Below are 14,446 nucleotides of genomic sequence, written 5' to 3' on the forward strand. Positions count from 1 at the left end.
GTGGACGGTCAAAAAAGACTGGTGGGAAAGGCATCCGCCTTGGCGGTCTGGGACTTTTGGATGATTTCTTCGGTTTCCGCTTTCCAATTCACAGGGATTTCGTAGGTCTTGTAGTCCCAGCTGGAAGTAAAAAGGATTTTCCCTTCGCGGCAGCCGTATTCGTAAACGTCTTTGGTGAGCCTCACGTCGTCCTGGCAGTAACGCTTGAGTTCGTCCATGCGGCCTTCCTTGTACATGACGAGCGCTTCGGCGCCGTGGCCGGATTTGTGCTGCTTGAGCGTGGGGCCCGCGATGCTGTCGAGGCTCGCTCGGTGGCCGCGCTCTTTTTCGATGACGTCGAGAAGGTCGAGCACGGGAAGCTGCTCAATGGAACGGAAAAGATACGGCTCGAGCACCGGAAGGTCAAAGCGGCGGACGTTGAAACCGATGACCAGCGGCGATTCCTGCAGGCGCTTGTCGAGGGCCATGGTTTCTTTTTCTTCGTAGGCCACGTACGAGCCGGTCAGATAATCGTAAATGCAGACGACCGACACTTTCAGTTTGTGGAGATTCGCCCGGCCCACGTCCTTGAAAGACTTCTGGGTCTCGAGGTCGAGCACAAGAATGTTTTGTCCCTGCTGCATGAAGGCCTCGGAAAAAGGAGATTGGGAATTACGCGCCCATGATCCTGTAGCCGCAGTCGACGTACAGGATTTCGCCCGTGATGCCGCCGGAAAGCGGGCTCGCGAGGAAAAGGCCGGCGTTGCCGACTTCTTCCAGCTCGACGTTCCGCTTCAGCGCCGCGCGGTTGCGGTGGCTTTCAAGCATCGTGGTAAAACCCGCGATGCCGCGCGCGGCCAGCGTGTTGACCGGCCCGGCCGAGATGCCGTTGACGCGGATTTTCTTCGGGCCCAGGTCCGCGGCGAGATAACGGATCGCGGATTCCAGGCTGGCCTTGGCAAGGCCCATGACGTTGTAGTTGGGGACGACTTTTTCGGAGCCCAGGTACGTGAGCGCTACGATGCTGCCGCCGTTCTTTTCGAGCAGCGGTTCCGCGGCCTTGGACAGGGCCAGCAGAGAGAAAGCGCTGATGTCCTGCGCGAGGTGGAAGCCTTCGCGGGAAGTCTCCACCGTGCGGCCGGCCAGTTCTTCCTTCTTGGCGAACGCGATGCAGTGGATCATGAAATCGAGCGAACCGAAATCCGAAGCCAGCTTGTCGAAGACACTCTTGATTTCTTCGTCTTTTGAGACGTCGCAGCCGTAAAGCGGCGAAGTCCCGGGAAGGGTGTCCGCGAGCTCTTTCACGCTTTCCTGCAGGCGTTCGCCCTGGTACGTGAACGCAAGCTGCGCGCCGTTGGCGGAAAGCGCCTTGGCAATGCCCCATGCGATGCTGCGCTTATTGGCGACGCCCAGCACGAGGCCTTTTTTGCCTTTAAGAAGATTGGAAGTAAACGGTTCGTTTTCGGTCATGGTTTGCTCCGGCATAAGGACTCCTCAGAAATGATGGTGAAGTGGCCTCAGGTTATCGCAAGGCCTGGGTCGTGTCAAGATTAGATCATGCCCGCAAACGCTGACCTGCGCGCAGCAGACTTGAGCAATGCATCAGACCTGGTGCGGATACGGAAGCGTCTCGCTTCCGAGAGCCTGCCGAAACCATCTGGTTTCGGCGCCCCGTCCATGCTCACCGTTCAGAGAAGTTCCTTCAAATCGTGAATCACGGTGACGCCTTCGAAATGATGCGGCTCCGCGTGCTTCCTTTTCGCGCGGTCGATCAGCACCGCGTCCATGCCCGCACCTTTCGCGCCGCGCACGTCGTCTTCCAGGCTGTCGCCGATGTGCACGGCCCGCGAGGGGTCCACGCCCCAGCGCCGCAGCGCTTCCCGGAAAATCTTCGGGCTGGGTTTCGACGCGCCGAAAACCGCCGAGATCAAAATGAACTCGAAATAAGAAGACAGCCCCAGCCCCTCGCAGAGATGCAGCAGGCGGCTGTCCCAGTTGGAAATGACGCAGAGTTTTTTCTTCCGGCCTTTTAGCTCTTGCAGGACATGCATCGTCTCGGGAAAAAGCTTCCAGCGCGAAGGCCCGGCGAATTCCACGTAAAGCTCCTCGAAAAAAGCGTCAAAGCCGTTCACGCCCGGAAAGTGCCGGAAGACTTCGGCAACGAGCGTGCGCCACCATTCCTTCTCGACTTTCTCGTCGGACAGGCTGACAAGGCCCGAGATGTCGCGTTTGTGCCACAGGGCGCGGAATTTTTCCTCGATGTGGAGCGGCTCCGCGCGGCATCCGTACTTGAGCGCGACCTCGCTGTAGATCTCGCCCACGGAAGGATGCGGCGTGAACAGCGTGCCGCCGGCGTCGAAACAGATGACTTCGTAAGAGTTCAGCATGGAAGGATCAATAATCTTCGTTTTGGGCGGACCGGGAGCCGCGGTTCAGGAATTGCTGGGCCAGCATCATGCCCAGATACGGAAGCGCCTGCTGACCCGCCGTGCTCTGATTCTGCGCCTGCGCCATCTGTCCGAAGCCCGAGTTCGCGAGCGGCGAATTCTGATAGCCCTGGCGCAAATTTTCGAGCGCCCGCATCGTCCCCTGCTGGTCGCTTCTCTGTTTGGCATTGCGCTCGTTGATTTCCAGGTCTTCCAGGGCGTCGCGGATGCCCGTGTTGTAATAGTCGATCTCGCGCGCTTCCTTATAAGTGTCGCGGGCCTCGTCGAAAAATCCCTGGATCTGGTAGATCTCCGCGATCTGCATGAGCGCCTGCAGCTTCAGCTGGCTGTCGCCGGTTTTCTCAGCCTGCGCGATGACGTCGCGGAAAATTTCCCGCGAGCGTTCGAATTCCCCGAGCCGTTTGAACGTGACGGCCAGGTTAAAACGCGCGGGCACGTAACCCGGATCCAGCATGAGCGTCTCCTCGAGCTCCTGCGTCACCCGCTGCAGCGCGGCATCGGCCCTGTCCTTGTCGCGCCCGGACTTGAAGCGGTCGTGCATGTCCGCGTAAAGGTTCGCCATCTCGAAATGGTACATGGGATTGTCGGGCTGCAATTCAACGGCCTGCTTCAAAAGCTGCTCGGCGGCATCGAGATTGCCCGAAGCGCGCATCTGCGCGGCCTGGTCAAAGGCGGCCTGGGCATCGGGATTGGGGGTAAGAGCGAAAACGGGCGAGGTGATCAACACCGGGATTAAAGCGAAGGCCAGGATGCGTGACATGAAAGTACCGGCGCCGGTTTCGGACCGGCGCCGGCCCTCCTTTTATGGGATTAAGCGCGCGCGCCCGATTTGAGCGAGTTGAGCGCCGCGTCGTAATTCGGATGCTGCGTGACTTCCGGGACGTATTCCACGTACTGGATCTTGTCGTCCGCGCCGACGATGAACACCGCGCGCGTGAGAAGATGCAGTTCCTTGATCAGCGCGCCGTAAGCCGTGCCGAACGAAGCGCCGCGCCAGTCGGAAAGCGTCTGGACTTTCGTCGCGCTGGAAGCGCCGCACCAGCGCTTCTGCGCGAACGGCAGGTCCATGCTGATGGTCAGCACCGCGACATTGGCGGGAAGCTTGGACGCTTCTTCATTGAAGCGCTTGGTCTGCAGGTCGCAAACCGGCGTGTCGAGCGACGGAACGACGCTGATGAGACGCGTCTTGCCCTTGGTGCTCGCAAGCGTGGCTTCGGTCAGGTCATTGGCCACAACCTTGAAATCCGGAGCCTTGTCGCCCACTTTGAGCTGGGGGCCGACCAGCGTCATGGGATTTCCTTTAAAAGTAATCGCGCCTTTTCTTTCCTGTGACATAAAGATCTCCTTGGTAACGGGGACAAGCCTAAAAGGCATGTCCCCGGATATTCATCTTGTTTGCGAGAAAAAGTCCGGAAGGCCGGCCGGCTCGCGACGGAGCAGCCTCCAAAAAAGAGGTTTAGTATAGCACAAGAGAGGCGGAAGAGGGCTAGGAGACCTTCTCGGGCGCGGAAGCCAGGAGGCGGCCGGGCCTGGCTCCGGCATGAAGCTCGCCTCGCTCGATGACGGGCACGCCGTTCACGAAAACCCATTGCATGCCCGAGCTGAACTCTTTGGGATGATCGTAAGTCGCGTTGTCGCGCAGCTTGCCGGGATCGGCCAGGACGAGATCCGCATAGCCGCCGGCCTGGATACGGCCGCGGTCTTTGAGCCCGAAATAATCCGCGCTCTCGGACGTGTTTTTGCGGATGAACGCCGCGGCTGACGCCTCCGTCCCCTGCATTTCATGCGCCAAGAGCCTCGAAAATGTGCCGAAGGCGCGCGGGTGCGGATAATCGCTGCCGTCGGCGATGCTGTCCGAGCCCACGGCCACGTAGGGCTGGGCCAGGACTTTGTCGATGACGTCGAGGCTCTGCGAAAATGAAAACGCGCTGATTTCAAAAGCCGAGCGCTCGAGAAGGCCCACGAGCGTTTCTTCCGGCGAAAGTCCCTGCTTGGCCGCCACTTCCTGAAGCGTCTTCCCGGAAAATTGCTGATCGGCTTCGTTCGCGACGGACGCAATCATCACCGCGTTCCAGTCGCGCGGATGCTCGCGGTAATAATCTTTCAGCTGCTTGATCAGCTCCGGGCGCTTGGTGTCGTCCATGAAAAGCTGCAGACGGTCTTCGCGCGTGAAAATCTCATCCGGCAGCACGACGCCCAGCTCCGCGGCGCTTCCTTGATAAGGATAAGCGTCCGCGCGCACGCGCAGCCCCTGCTTGCGCGCCTCGTCGATCAGCCTCAGCGCCTCGTCGATCTTGGGCCAATTGTTTTTGCCCGCGGCCTTGAGATGGGAAATCTGGATCTTCGCGCCGGCGGCTTCGCCGATGCGCAGCGTTTCCTCGATGGCTTCAATCAGGCGGCTGCCTTCATTTCGCATGTGAAAGGCGCAGATGCCGTCGAATTCGGCCGCGACCTTGCAGAGTTCGGTGAGCTCTTTCTCGTCCGCATAGATGCCGGGAAGATAAATAAGGCCGTACGAAATGCCGATGGCCCCATCGTTCATGGCGCGGCGCAGAAGGTCCTTCATGGCTTCCAGTTCTTCCGGCGTGGCGGGCCGCGCCTGCATGCCCATGACGGACGCGCGGATGTTGCCGTGCCCGGCAAGCGACGCGATGTTGGTCATGCCGCCGAGCTTTTCATACCACGCGCGGTAATCGGAAAATTCTTTCCATTCCACCGGGCCGGGCAGTTTCACGCCTTCGCGCGCCCAGATGGAAGGCATGAGCGCGGGCTGCTGCCCCTCGGCCGGAGCCGCGGACATGCCGCAATTGCCCACGATCTCGGTGGTGACGCCCTGAAACACCTTGTTCGCAAGGCCTGGATAAACCCACTCATTCATGTCCGAATGCGTGTGCGCGTCGATAAAGCCGGGCATGAGGAAGAGCCCTCGCCCGTCGATTACCTGGCGCGCGTCGGAGGCGGCCAGTTTTCCCACGGCCGCGATGCGCTCGCCTTTCACGGCCACGTCCGCCTGCCGGGCTTTCGAGGAAACGCCGTCAAAGACCGTTGCGCCCTGGATCAAAAAATCATACGCAGGCTCCTGGGCCTTGGCGGAAGCGGAAGTGAGAAGAATGGCGGCGAGCGTCATCCCGAAGAGCTTCATGAACCGCGGGATGGGGTTTTGCCGCTTTTGCGGTGGGAAGCGCGGACGACGGTATGGATGCCGCCGCGCACGAAAAAATCGCCCTCGATGTCCATGCGTCTCGGCCGGACGGCTTTGACGAGATCGTCGAGGATCTGGTTGGTCACCTTTTCGTGAAATGCCCCTTCGTTGCGGTAACTCCAGAGGTAGAGCTTCAGGCTCTTGAGTTCCACGCAAAGGCGGTCCGGAACGTAAACGATGCGGATCGTCGCGAAATCCGGCTGGCCGGTTTTCGGGCACACGCAGGTGAACTCCGGACACTCGAACCGGATTTCGTAATCGCGGCCCGGGTACGGGTTCGGAAAGGATTCCAAATGCTTCGACGGCTTCGTTGGCATGGCGAGGATTATATCATAGCCGCAAAACGGGCCGGTGCGGCCCTGGGGAGAATCGCATGATACGAGAGCCGGGTCTCTTTTTACGATAGCCCCATCGAAATTTTCCGCGTTTGCGCTTTCGCGGCCGGAGCCAGGGCGGTTATCTTCATGACAAGGGGAATACGCGACAGGAGAACCATCAACCATGAAACCACTCTGGGAGGACTTGGTGCAGGATTTTCTTGAGATCGGATGCAGGCTCAATAAAAACGAAACGGAATCGGCTTTAAACGCGCTGCGGGAGGAAGCCCCCGAAGGGGAAGAGATTTACATGCACCCGGCCTTTTCGGTCGGCGGCAAAATCATGGTCGTCGTGCGGCACAGCCATTTGAAGGAATGCTTCTTTTATTTCGCCGGCGAGGGAAAAACCGTCAAGCAGGCGCTGGACGCCGTTTACAAGTGATCGAAGTCGCTCAGGCACTGGTTGGAGAATGAGAAGACGTAAACCGCCAGCTTGTCGTCTTTGACCATGAGCTTGAGCTCGTGGAATTCCTTGTCTTCGCCCGCGATGATGTAATAAAGCCGGGGCTGGCTCACTTCGACGTAAGTGTCGCCTTTCTCGTCCACCTTGAGGTCCGTGCCGCGGTTGGCTTCCGGAACAGGCTCGTCGTCGCGCCGCACGTAGACCCGCGAGGTTTTTCCCTTCTCCATCTGGTCCATGACCGCGTAGAGCTCGCGGCCCAGATAAATGATGCCCATGTAGTCTTCGTAATCCGGCACCGTCTCCGCGTGTTCGAAATATTCTTCGCGGTTGCTCCAAAGCCCTTTCAGAAAAAATCCTCTTTCCAGGCGACGGCCCTGGTCTTCGAACTTAAGGGTCTGGTCCGGCTGCGCCCCGGGCAGGTTGGCGATTTCCACGCCCCACCATCCCGCGCGCTTATAGCCGACGTAGACTTCCGTGCTCATCTCCCCGCATTCCCATAGGTTGAACTTATCCTGCTCGGAGTGCACGACGCTCGGAGGCAGCGCGGCCTCGGGGTTCAGCTCCTGCAGGCCCTTGCGGATCGCTTCCTCGGCGGTGATGTAATTGCCTTCGCCGACCTGCGAATAAAGGATGCGGCCTTTCGAATCCACGAGATGCTTGGTGGGCCACGAGCCGTTGCCGTACTCCTGCCACACGGTGCCGTCGTTGTCGAGGTAGGTGGGGTAAGGCAGGTTCATCCTGTTCAACGCGGCCTCGACGTTGTCTTTATCGTGGCCGTACTCGAATTCCGGGGCATGCACGAGAATGATTTCGAAGCCGTAAGGATGGTAGGCCTTATACCAGTCGTTGAGGTATTTGATCTCGCGGATCACGTTGATCGTGCTGTAATCCCAGAAATAGACGAGCGTCAGCTTGTCCGCGAAGATTTTTTTCTTTTTGATCTTTCCGGCCTGCAGCCAGATGCCTTTGGAAGAAAACGCGGGGGCCTTTTTGATTTCGTCTTTCTTGTCGTCCGCGCGCGCGGCCGCGGGAATGACCGCGATCATGACGAACGCCGTCAGGACGAAGAGGGCCTTCAGAAGCCGGCTTTGGGAGTTCCGATGCCAATGCATAGTACCTTCATTATCGTCAAAAAACGCCGCGAGAACACCTTATAGAGTCTTCACGCATTCCGGTGCTTCTTCAAGAGCCGTCTTCGTTTTCTTCCGTGTCTTCCGTCCCGGCCACCGCCTGTTTCAGCGCCCGGATCTCGTTTTTATTAAGGAAGCGGCCCTTGCCGAGCGGCAGGCTTCCGAGGGTCAGCGGCCCGAAGGCAAAACGCACGAGCCGCAGGACTTTGTATTCCAGCTTCTCGAAAATGCGGCGCACTTCCCGCTTCTTGCCTTCGGCGAGACTCACGTGGATGATGCGCGGCGAAACCGGATGGACTCTTTCCACGCGGGCCCAGCCGTCTTCGAGCCGGAGGCCCCCGACCATTTTAGGGATGTCGGAACGCTCGAAGGCGCGATGCACCCGGACTTCGTACCACTTGCTGACATGGTAGCGCGGATGGATCAGCTTGTTGGCGAGCTCGCCGTCGTTGGTAAATAAAAGAAGGCCCATGCTGTCCTTGTCGAGACGGCCGACCGGGAAAACGCGCGTGCGTGTTCCGGTCTGGCGGGAGCTTTTGACGAGCGTGCGCGGCAGAAGATCGTAGACCGTCTTCGGCGCATGCGGGTCGCTTGCCGTCGTCATGTAGCCGACCGGCTTGTTCATCACGTAATAAATGTGGCCGCCGAAGGTCAGGCGTTTGCCGCGAAAGCTGATCGAGTCTTTCTCCGGGTCCACCTGGCGCCCGAGATCAAAAACCACTTCGCCGTTCACTTTTACGGCACCGTTTGTGACGTGGAGCTCGCATTTGCGGCGCGAATCAATGCCGGCCAGCGCGAGCGCGCGGGAGATTCTCATTTGCACAACTCCAGGTAGTGAAGGGGCCGGCCTTCGGCGGCGTATTTGGCTTCGTAGTTTGTTTGGAACTCCGGGCAGAAAAAACGAGTGTTACTTTCGGTCATCTTTTTCCACAGCGAGGAAGTTTCCCGCGCGGCCCCGCGCATCAGCTCGTAATAGTCCTTGTGGTCGCTGGCCAGCTCGACGCGGCCCTGCGGCACGAGCTTCCGATGGAGCTGCCGCAAAAGCGGCGCCGTGACCAGCCTTCTTTTGCCATGGCGGCGCTTGGGCCAGGGGTCGGGGAAATAAATATGGAAGATGGAAACGCTCGCGTCCGGAAGGTATTTTTCGAGAAAAGGCTGCGCGTGCACGCGGAAGAAGCGCACGTTCGGCAGGTTCCGCTTTTCGCCGCGCTTTTGGCCGATCTTCATCCACTTTCCCGCGTAGTCGATGCCGACAAAATTGACGCCGGGATTCTGGATCGCGCGGTCGAGCATGAACTTGGCCTTGCCGCAGCCGATCTCGACTTCCAGCGGCCCTGGCGTTTCGAAAAGCTCTGTGAACGCGGGCATTTCCACCGGAAGTTTTTCGTGCGGCCCCGAGGGGCGGCGCGGGAGCGGAAGCGCGTCTTCGGCTTTGGGCTTTTCGGCGGCGAGAGACGTTTTCACCGGGCCTCCGGACGTTCAAGCAGCACCAGCGTTTCAAGGTGGCGGGTTCTCGGGAAGAAATCAAAAGGCACGATGTTCCGGACGTTCCAGCCCGCCGCCGTCAAGGCCGTGAGGTCGCGGGCAAGAGACTCGGGATGGCAGGAAAGATAAAACAGGAAATCGATTTGCCGGAAGCGGATCAGCATGTCCAGAGCGGAAGCGCTCAGCCCCTTGCGCGGCGGATCGATCATGGCCACCGATTTCGCATCGGGCTGCGCGGCCAGCACTTCAGCAAGCTTGTCTTCGACCCGGCCCTCATGCGCCTCGGCATGCGGCAGATGGTGATGGCGGATATTGTAGCGAGCGATCTCCACCGAGGCCGCATGCTCTTCAAGCATCACGATACGTTTGAAGAAATCCTGCATCGCGATTCCGAAAAGCCCGACGCCCGAATAAAGATCGAGGAAAAGCCCGCGGCGTTCCTGCGGCACAAGCGATTCGATTTTATCCATGAGCGCGGGCAGGATCGAAAGGTTTGCCTGAAAAAAAGTCTCGAGCGAAAAATGAATGCGCTTGCCTCGCACTTCGGTCCAGAGATAATCGTCCGGGCGCATGCGCAAAGAATGCCGTCCGATGCCGCCCCAGAAAACACGCCCGTCGTCTCCGGTTTTGACCACGATGTTGGCGATGCGGTAATCCGGCGGCAATTTCTCCGCGGCCTGCCGCTTGAGTTCGGGAATGAAATCCGAAATGGCTTCGCGCGCGATGGCGCAGGAATCGATCGAAAGGACGCGCTTTTGCTGCGGCGGCATGAAGCCCATGAACATTTCCCCGGATTTGATGCGCAGGAACGTGAGGTCCAGGCGGCTGCGGCTGTGATAAATATCGGGAGAGGCCACGACCGGCTGGATCAGCGCGGTGTCGAGCCCGGGGCAGCGGCCGAGCAGGTTCCGGAGCAGCGCCTGCTTGGCTTCGAGCTCGGCTTCGTAGGTCACGTCCTGGTAAAGGCAGCCGCCGCAGGTGCCGAACACCGGGCACAAGGGGGTCACTTTTTCCGTGGAAAGCTGGGATTCGATCACGAGGACAGGCCTTTCTTGAAAGAGAGTGACGCCAGTATGCCAAAATTAGACAGGGGGTCAAGCGAAATGCTATACTCGCGTCCGTTTCCCCTTCCGAAGACCTCTTGCAACAAAGTTTGGGGACAGAGCCTTCGGACCTGTCCCCGTTCCACGCTGAAAGCAAACCCTGGGGACAAGACATACCTTTAGGTGTGTCCCCAGTACCAACAAGCCGCGGAAATCAATTCCCTAAATAGGACGAATGATGAAAGCTGCTGAAAATAACGACCGTATTTTTTTGACCGGACTCCAGATTTCCTGCATCATCGGAATCTTCGACTGGGAACGCAAAACCCGCCAGAAGATCCTGATCGATCTCGAGATTCCCACCGACGTGCGCAAGGCTGCGCGGCGCGACCGCATCGAAGACGCCACGGATTACAAAAAAATCGCCAAACGGACCGCGGCTTTCGTCAAAGAGAGCCGGTTTTATCTCATTGAAACTTTGGCGGAAAAACTGGCGGGCCTCTTATTAAAGGAATTCCGCCTGAAGGAAATCAAGCTGCGGGTTTCAAAGCCGGGAGCGGTGCGCGGCTCGGATAATGTCGGGATTGAAATTACGCGTAAGGCCGGAAGGCGTTAAATGAAGAAGACCATGTATTTCGCGTACGGGGCCGCGCCGCGGGCAACGTCAACCGTCCCGCCCACCACGCCGTTCACGGCCTGAAAAGCACCGGACATGGCGCCGGTCATGATCCCGAACGGGAACCCCTGGAACGACTGCGCCAGCACTTGTCCGGGCACCTGGAAAGCGGCGCCCACGATCTTGGAAACGCCCCGGCCGATCAATCCGACGCTGTCTTGGGCATGAGCCTTCGATGGAAGAAAGGCGCATCCAACTCCCAGGACCAGGGCGAAGATCCAAAGTCTTTTCATGGTAGAGAGTAACGGCATTTGAGGCCCGTCCGTTGAGGAACTTCTTTGATTCCGGGGTTGCACTTTTCCGGATTTTCGATAGACTAAACGGCTATGAAAAACGTCCTTATCACCGGCGGCGCCGGCTTTATCGGCTCCAATCTCGCCTTGGAAATCCAGTCCCGCTATCCTGAAGCCCATGTGACGGTTCTGGATGATTTCCGCGTCGGCAGCTTCAAAAACCTGATCGGCTTCCGCGGCGATGTCATGGCTTACGACGTCGCGGACAAATCCTGGGTCTCGATCCTCGCCGCCCGGCCTCTGGATACGGTTTTTCACCTGGCCTCGATCACGGACACGACGGTCCTGGATGAAAAGAAAATGATGTTCGACAACGTCGAGGGTTTCCGCAACGTCCTCGAGCTCGCCCACTCCAAAAAAGCGGACGTGGTCTTCGCTTCCTCAGCCGCGGTGTACGGCAGCCAGGACTCCTCCATGAAAGAATCCGACGGCGGCAAGCCCAATAACATTTACGGTTTCTCCAAGTGGGTGCTCGAAAGTCTCGCCCGCAGCTACGAAGGCAAACTCAAAGTCGTGGGCGTCCGTTATTTCAACGTCTTCGGCCCGCGCGAATACTACAAAGGCGCCGCGGCCAGCATGATCTACCAGCTCACCCAACAGATGCTCGCCGGCAAACGGCCCCGCATTTTCAAGTATGGCGAACAGAAGCGCGACCACATTTACGTCAAGGACGTGGTCGAATGCACGCTGAAAGCGCGCCTGGCCAAGGAAAACACTGTCGTGAACGTCGGGACAGGCGAGGCCACTTCTTTTAACGAAATTATCGCCGCGATCAACGAGGGACTGGGCACGTCGCTCGAGCCCGATTACTTCGACAATCCTTACGACTTCTACCAGAACTTCACTCAGGCCGACATGAGCCACACGCGCAAGGCCATCGGCTTCGAAAGAAAGTATTCGACCCACGACGGCATCGTCGAATACGTGCGCCAGTATCTGCTTCCCGCTTCCCACGCCTCTGCCGCGCGCTGATCAGGAACCGTGCACTTTCCGGTGAGCTGAAAACTTCAGCGGCACGCGGAACGCAAACCGGCTTCCTTTTCCAGGCTCGCTCTCAACCCAGATCCTGCCGCTGTGAAGTTCCACGATTTCTTTGGTGATGGTCAGGCCCAGGCCTGAACTCGAAATCCCGGAAGGCTGCGAAAGACTCACCTGCACGAATTTGTCGAAAATCTTCTTTTGATCCTCGGGCTCGATGCCGACACCTGTGTCTCGCACCCCGACCTCGATGCCGATGCCGCCCGGAAGCGTCTCGTCTTTCACATTCTTGCGCAATTCCACGGTGATTGTGCCTTTGTCCGGCGTGAATTTGATGGCATTGCCGACGAGATTGGTAATCACCTGCGTGAGACGGTCCGGATCCGCTTCCAGCTCGACATCCTCGTGGCTGGGAAAATCCGCTTTGACAGTAACGCCTTTGTCTTTCGCCCAGGTCTCGACCGTGGAGATCACGTGCTGGATGAGCCCGTTCACCGGGAACGTGCTGGGCTTCAGGTTCATCTGTCCGGCTTCGAGCCGCTGTACGTCCAGCAGGTCGTTGATCAGGCGCGAGAGACGTTCGATGTTGCGCTGCGCGATGTCGAGGAATTTTTTCTGTTCCGGCGTCACGCTGCCGACTTCCTGATCCGCGATGAGCGCGAGCGATTTCTGGATGGCGACCAGCGGCGTGCGCAATTCGTGCGAAACATTGCCCACGAACTTGGTCTTGAGGTCGTCCAATTCTTTTTGCCGTGTGATGTCGGACAGCACCGACACCATGCCGACGGTCTGGCCGTCCTCGTTTTCGATGATGGCCGAGCTTGCGTTCAGGACGCGCTTGGTTTCGTCGTTAGGCGCGAAAAGCTCCACCTGCTGCGACAGGACGTTCTGCTGGTCGCGCAGATTGCCTGTGGCCATGGACACGACATGCTCCGCTCCGAGCCCCTCCGTGACGGCCTTGCCCAGCTTGTCGCTTTTTTTCACGCCCAGCATTTTTTCCGCCGCGGGATTCATGAGCACCACCTTGCCGTGCTCGTCGACGATGAGGAGCCCCTCGGCCATGTTGTGGATGACCGCGTCCATCCTCTCCTTCTGGTGGCGGACGACTTTATTTTCCAGTTCCAGCGTCTGCAGCTTTTTATCGATCGTGCCGTCGGACGTGGCATCGTAAAGCGCGGCCCGCCTTTTTAATTCCTCGAGTTCCTCGGCGTCGATCGAGACTTTTTTCTTTTTCTTGTCTTCGGTCTCGTCGATCTTGGAAAAAATCTTCTGGATGGTCTCTGCCGACAGCCCGACCTCGCCCATCTCTTCGGTCAAGTTCGTCTGAAGGCGCTCGCGGACGTCCTTGTCCTTGAAAAGTTTCTTGGCCATTTTCTCCAGCAGCTTCACGTCCTCGGGATGCTCCGCGTGCGTGCGCTTCATCATCTGGATCCGGAATTCGTCGGTGGCCTCTTCGAAGATGCCGGGAATTTTCTTCTTCAACTTGTCGAAGCCCGCGCTCTCGTCCAGGCCTGAAAGGCCCTTTTCGAGCTCCTTGGCGAGCTTTTCGAGCGCCTTCGTGATGTCTTTTCCCTGCTCGACCAGAAACGCGAGCAGTCCGTCGATCAAGAGCTTCACGGTCTGGCGGATCAGCTGCTCGAGCCGCACTTCGTCTTCGACGTCGGCGAGCGCGGCCTGGACGATGTCTTTGGGATTTTTTTCGAGCTGGTCCACGATTTTTTCCGGATTGATGGACAGCGGCGCGCCGAAAACAACGCCCGGCATGCCGGAAACGGGGCCGCTTCCGCCCCCTCCCCCTCCTCCGCCTCCGCCTGAAACCCCGCCCGGAGGCAGGTCCGTTCCCTGCTTGAGACGGCGGATCACTTCCGCGATATCCGTGATGGGCAAAGCCGATTCCTTGCCGGACGCAGACGCGGTCCCGGTCCCGGCTTCGCCGCTTTCCCCGATGCCGCCGTCGCCCGGCTGGGCGCCTTCCTGCACCACGACTTCGCCGTCTTCAACGAGCTGGAATTTGCCCTGGGAGAGCCGGATATGCGGCAGCTTGGCCTCTTCGAACGCCTTTTTGAAGCCGCCCCGGTCGGTCAGCGATTTCGCGCGCATGGACATGAGCGAGACCAGATCGGAAATTTCGGCCATCGAAACCCCGCGGTCGAGAACGATGCCGTCGAGGCCCAGGCGCTCGAGATCTTTGGCAAGGTCATGCGCGGCCGCTTCTTTGTCCGAAACGGGATTGCCGTCGACCAGAAGCTTGTGCTGCATGGCTCCCAAAGTCAGCTTTTCATGTTTGAGGAAATAAATCTCGACCTCTTCCCCGAGATTTTTCAGCGTCTCCTGCGTGATCGGATGCTTCTCCGAATAAAGCCGCTGCTGCTTCAGGGCAAAAGACAGGGTTTTGACGAGAGTCAAAAAAGCCGTGGATTGTTGGCTCATGAA

Annotated in this window: 16 protein-coding genes; 3 read left to right on the plus strand and 13 right to left on the minus strand. The window is 58.7% G+C overall.

Going from position 1 to position 14,446, the window contains the following annotated elements; genetic code table 11:
• Window positions 1-8: 8 nt before the first annotated feature.
• The 7 genes from VL688_00450 to queF form a co-directional block, all read right to left on the minus strand.
• Window positions 9-623, minus strand: coding sequence for a ribonuclease H-like domain-containing protein (locus VL688_00450; GenBank protein HTL46513.1), 615 nt, complete (start codon window positions 621-623; stop codon window positions 9-11).
• Window positions 624-651: 28 nt separating this feature from the next.
• A complete protein-coding gene (locus tag VL688_00455) occupies window positions 652-1,464 on the minus strand; it encodes an enoyl-ACP reductase (protein ID HTL46514.1) in 813 nt (270 codons plus the stop codon).
• A 203-nt stretch (window positions 1,465-1,667) separates the two neighbouring features.
• Window positions 1,668-2,366 carry an HAD-IA family hydrolase gene (locus VL688_00460; GenBank protein HTL46515.1) on the minus strand — a complete coding sequence of 233 codons (699 nt, stop codon included), beginning with the start codon at window positions 2,364-2,366 and terminating at the stop codon, window positions 1,668-1,670.
• 7 nt (window positions 2,367-2,373) lie between these two features.
• Window positions 2,374-3,186, minus strand: coding sequence for a tetratricopeptide repeat protein (locus VL688_00465; GenBank protein ID HTL46516.1), 813 nt, complete (start codon window positions 3,184-3,186; stop codon window positions 2,374-2,376).
• 50 nt (window positions 3,187-3,236) lie between these two features.
• Window positions 3,237-3,761 carry a thiol peroxidase gene (gene tpx, locus VL688_00470; protein HTL46517.1) on the minus strand — a complete coding sequence of 175 codons (525 nt, stop codon included), beginning with the start codon at window positions 3,759-3,761 and terminating at the stop codon, window positions 3,237-3,239.
• A gap of 151 nt (window positions 3,762-3,912) precedes the next feature.
• Window positions 3,913-5,568, minus strand: a complete 1,656-nt coding sequence (locus tag VL688_00475) for a D-aminoacylase (protein ID HTL46518.1) — start codon at window positions 5,566-5,568, stop codon at window positions 3,913-3,915.
• Window positions 5,565-5,945: a preQ(1) synthase gene (queF, locus tag VL688_00480; protein ID HTL46519.1), complete on the minus strand. Its 381-nt coding sequence runs from the start codon at window positions 5,943-5,945 to the stop codon at window positions 5,565-5,567. The genes VL688_00475 and queF overlap by 4 nt, the downstream gene beginning before the upstream one ends.
• Before the next feature lie 184 nt (window positions 5,946-6,129).
• Here queF and VL688_00485 point away from each other — a divergent pair, with 184 nt between their 5' ends.
• Window positions 6,130-6,387, plus strand: a complete 258-nt coding sequence (locus VL688_00485; protein ID HTL46520.1) for a hypothetical protein — start codon at window positions 6,130-6,132, stop codon at window positions 6,385-6,387.
• Here VL688_00485 and VL688_00490 read toward each other — a convergent pair.
• The 4 genes from VL688_00490 to VL688_00505 form a co-directional block, all read right to left on the minus strand.
• Window positions 6,378-7,520 carry a redoxin domain-containing protein gene (locus VL688_00490; GenBank protein HTL46521.1) on the minus strand — a complete coding sequence of 381 codons (1,143 nt, stop codon included), beginning with the start codon at window positions 7,518-7,520 and terminating at the stop codon, window positions 6,378-6,380. The two genes, VL688_00485 and VL688_00490, sit on opposite strands and share 10 nt — an antisense overlap.
• A gap of 70 nt (window positions 7,521-7,590) precedes the next feature.
• Window positions 7,591-8,355, minus strand: a complete 765-nt coding sequence (locus VL688_00495) for a pseudouridine synthase (GenBank protein HTL46522.1) — start codon at window positions 8,353-8,355, stop codon at window positions 7,591-7,593.
• Window positions 8,352-9,002 (minus strand): tRNA (guanosine(46)-N7)-methyltransferase TrmB, encoded by a 651-nt coding sequence (trmB, locus tag VL688_00500; GenBank protein HTL46523.1) that lies wholly within the window; start codon window positions 9,000-9,002, stop codon window positions 8,352-8,354. Before trmB ends, VL688_00495 begins: the two co-directional genes overlap by 4 nt.
• On the minus strand, window positions 8,999-10,060 hold the full coding sequence (locus VL688_00505) for a hypothetical protein (GenBank protein HTL46524.1): 1,062 nt from the start codon (window positions 10,058-10,060) through the stop codon (window positions 8,999-9,001). Before VL688_00505 ends, trmB begins: the two co-directional genes overlap by 4 nt.
• Window positions 10,061-10,304: 244 nt before the next feature.
• Between VL688_00505 and folB the strand changes: the two genes are divergently transcribed.
• Window positions 10,305-10,682, plus strand: coding sequence for a dihydroneopterin aldolase (gene folB, locus VL688_00510; protein HTL46525.1), 378 nt, complete (start codon window positions 10,305-10,307; stop codon window positions 10,680-10,682).
• On the opposite strand, the gene VL688_00515 is transcribed toward folB, so the two are convergent.
• Window positions 10,679-10,975, minus strand: a complete 297-nt coding sequence (locus tag VL688_00515) for a hypothetical protein (protein ID HTL46526.1) — start codon at window positions 10,973-10,975, stop codon at window positions 10,679-10,681. The two genes, folB and VL688_00515, sit on opposite strands and share 4 nt — an antisense overlap.
• Before the next feature lie 93 nt (window positions 10,976-11,068).
• On the opposite strand from VL688_00515, the gene rfaD reads away from it, so the two are divergent.
• The gene (rfaD, locus tag VL688_00520) at window positions 11,069-12,007 is read left to right on the plus strand and encodes an ADP-glyceromanno-heptose 6-epimerase (GenBank protein HTL46527.1); all 939 of its coding nucleotides are present in this window, start codon (window positions 11,069-11,071) and stop codon (window positions 12,005-12,007) included.
• Here the strand turns inward: rfaD and VL688_00525 are convergent, their stop codons facing one another.
• Window positions 12,008-14,443 carry an ATP-binding protein gene (locus tag VL688_00525; protein HTL46528.1) on the minus strand — a complete coding sequence of 812 codons (2,436 nt, stop codon included), beginning with the start codon at window positions 14,441-14,443 and terminating at the stop codon, window positions 12,008-12,010. It abuts the gene before it with no gap.
• Between the last annotated feature and the right edge of the window lie 3 nt (window positions 14,444-14,446).

It is taken from the genome of Verrucomicrobiia bacterium (assembly GCA_035495615.1).
Lineage (GTDB): Bacteria > Omnitrophota > Omnitrophia > Omnitrophales > Aquincolibacteriaceae > DATJFP01.

Bases quoted from the DNA above. Each gene is read 5' to 3' on its own strand.
- VL688_00525 (HTL46528.1), bottom strand. From the start codon at position 14,443: ATGAGCCAACAATCCACGGCTTTTTTGACTCTCGTCAAAACCCTGTCT.
- VL688_00515 (HTL46526.1), bottom strand. From the start codon at position 10,975: ATGAAAAGACTTTGGATCTTCGCCCTGGTCCTGGGAGTTGGATGCGCC.
- queF (HTL46519.1), bottom strand. From the start codon at position 5,945: ATGCCAACGAAGCCGTCGAAGCATTTGGAATCCTTTCCGAACCCGTAC.
- VL688_00475 (HTL46518.1), bottom strand. From the start codon at position 5,568: ATGAAGCTCTTCGGGATGACGCTCGCCGCCATTCTTCTCACTTCCGCT.
- VL688_00460 (HTL46515.1), bottom strand. From the start codon at position 2,366: ATGCTGAACTCTTACGAAGTCATCTGTTTCGACGCCGGCGGCACGCTG.
- VL688_00495 (HTL46522.1), bottom strand. From the start codon at position 8,355: ATGAGAATCTCCCGCGCGCTCGCGCTGGCCGGCATTGATTCGCGCCGC.
- folB (HTL46525.1), top strand. From the start codon at position 10,305: ATGAAAGCTGCTGAAAATAACGACCGTATTTTTTTGACCGGACTCCAG.
- VL688_00465 (HTL46516.1), bottom strand. From the start codon at position 3,186: ATGTCACGCATCCTGGCCTTCGCTTTAATCCCGGTGTTGATCACCTCG.
- VL688_00455 (HTL46514.1), bottom strand. From the start codon at position 1,464: ATGCCGGAGCAAACCATGACCGAAAACGAACCGTTTACTTCCAATCTT.
- VL688_00485 (HTL46520.1), top strand. From the start codon at position 6,130: ATGAAACCACTCTGGGAGGACTTGGTGCAGGATTTTCTTGAGATCGGA.
- VL688_00490 (HTL46521.1), bottom strand. From the start codon at position 7,520: ATGCATTGGCATCGGAACTCCCAAAGCCGGCTTCTGAAGGCCCTCTTC.
- tpx (HTL46517.1), bottom strand. From the start codon at position 3,761: ATGTCACAGGAAAGAAAAGGCGCGATTACTTTTAAAGGAAATCCCATG.
- VL688_00450 (HTL46513.1), bottom strand. From the start codon at position 623: ATGCAGCAGGGACAAAACATTCTTGTGCTCGACCTCGAGACCCAGAAG.
- rfaD (HTL46527.1), top strand. From the start codon at position 11,069: ATGAAAAACGTCCTTATCACCGGCGGCGCCGGCTTTATCGGCTCCAAT.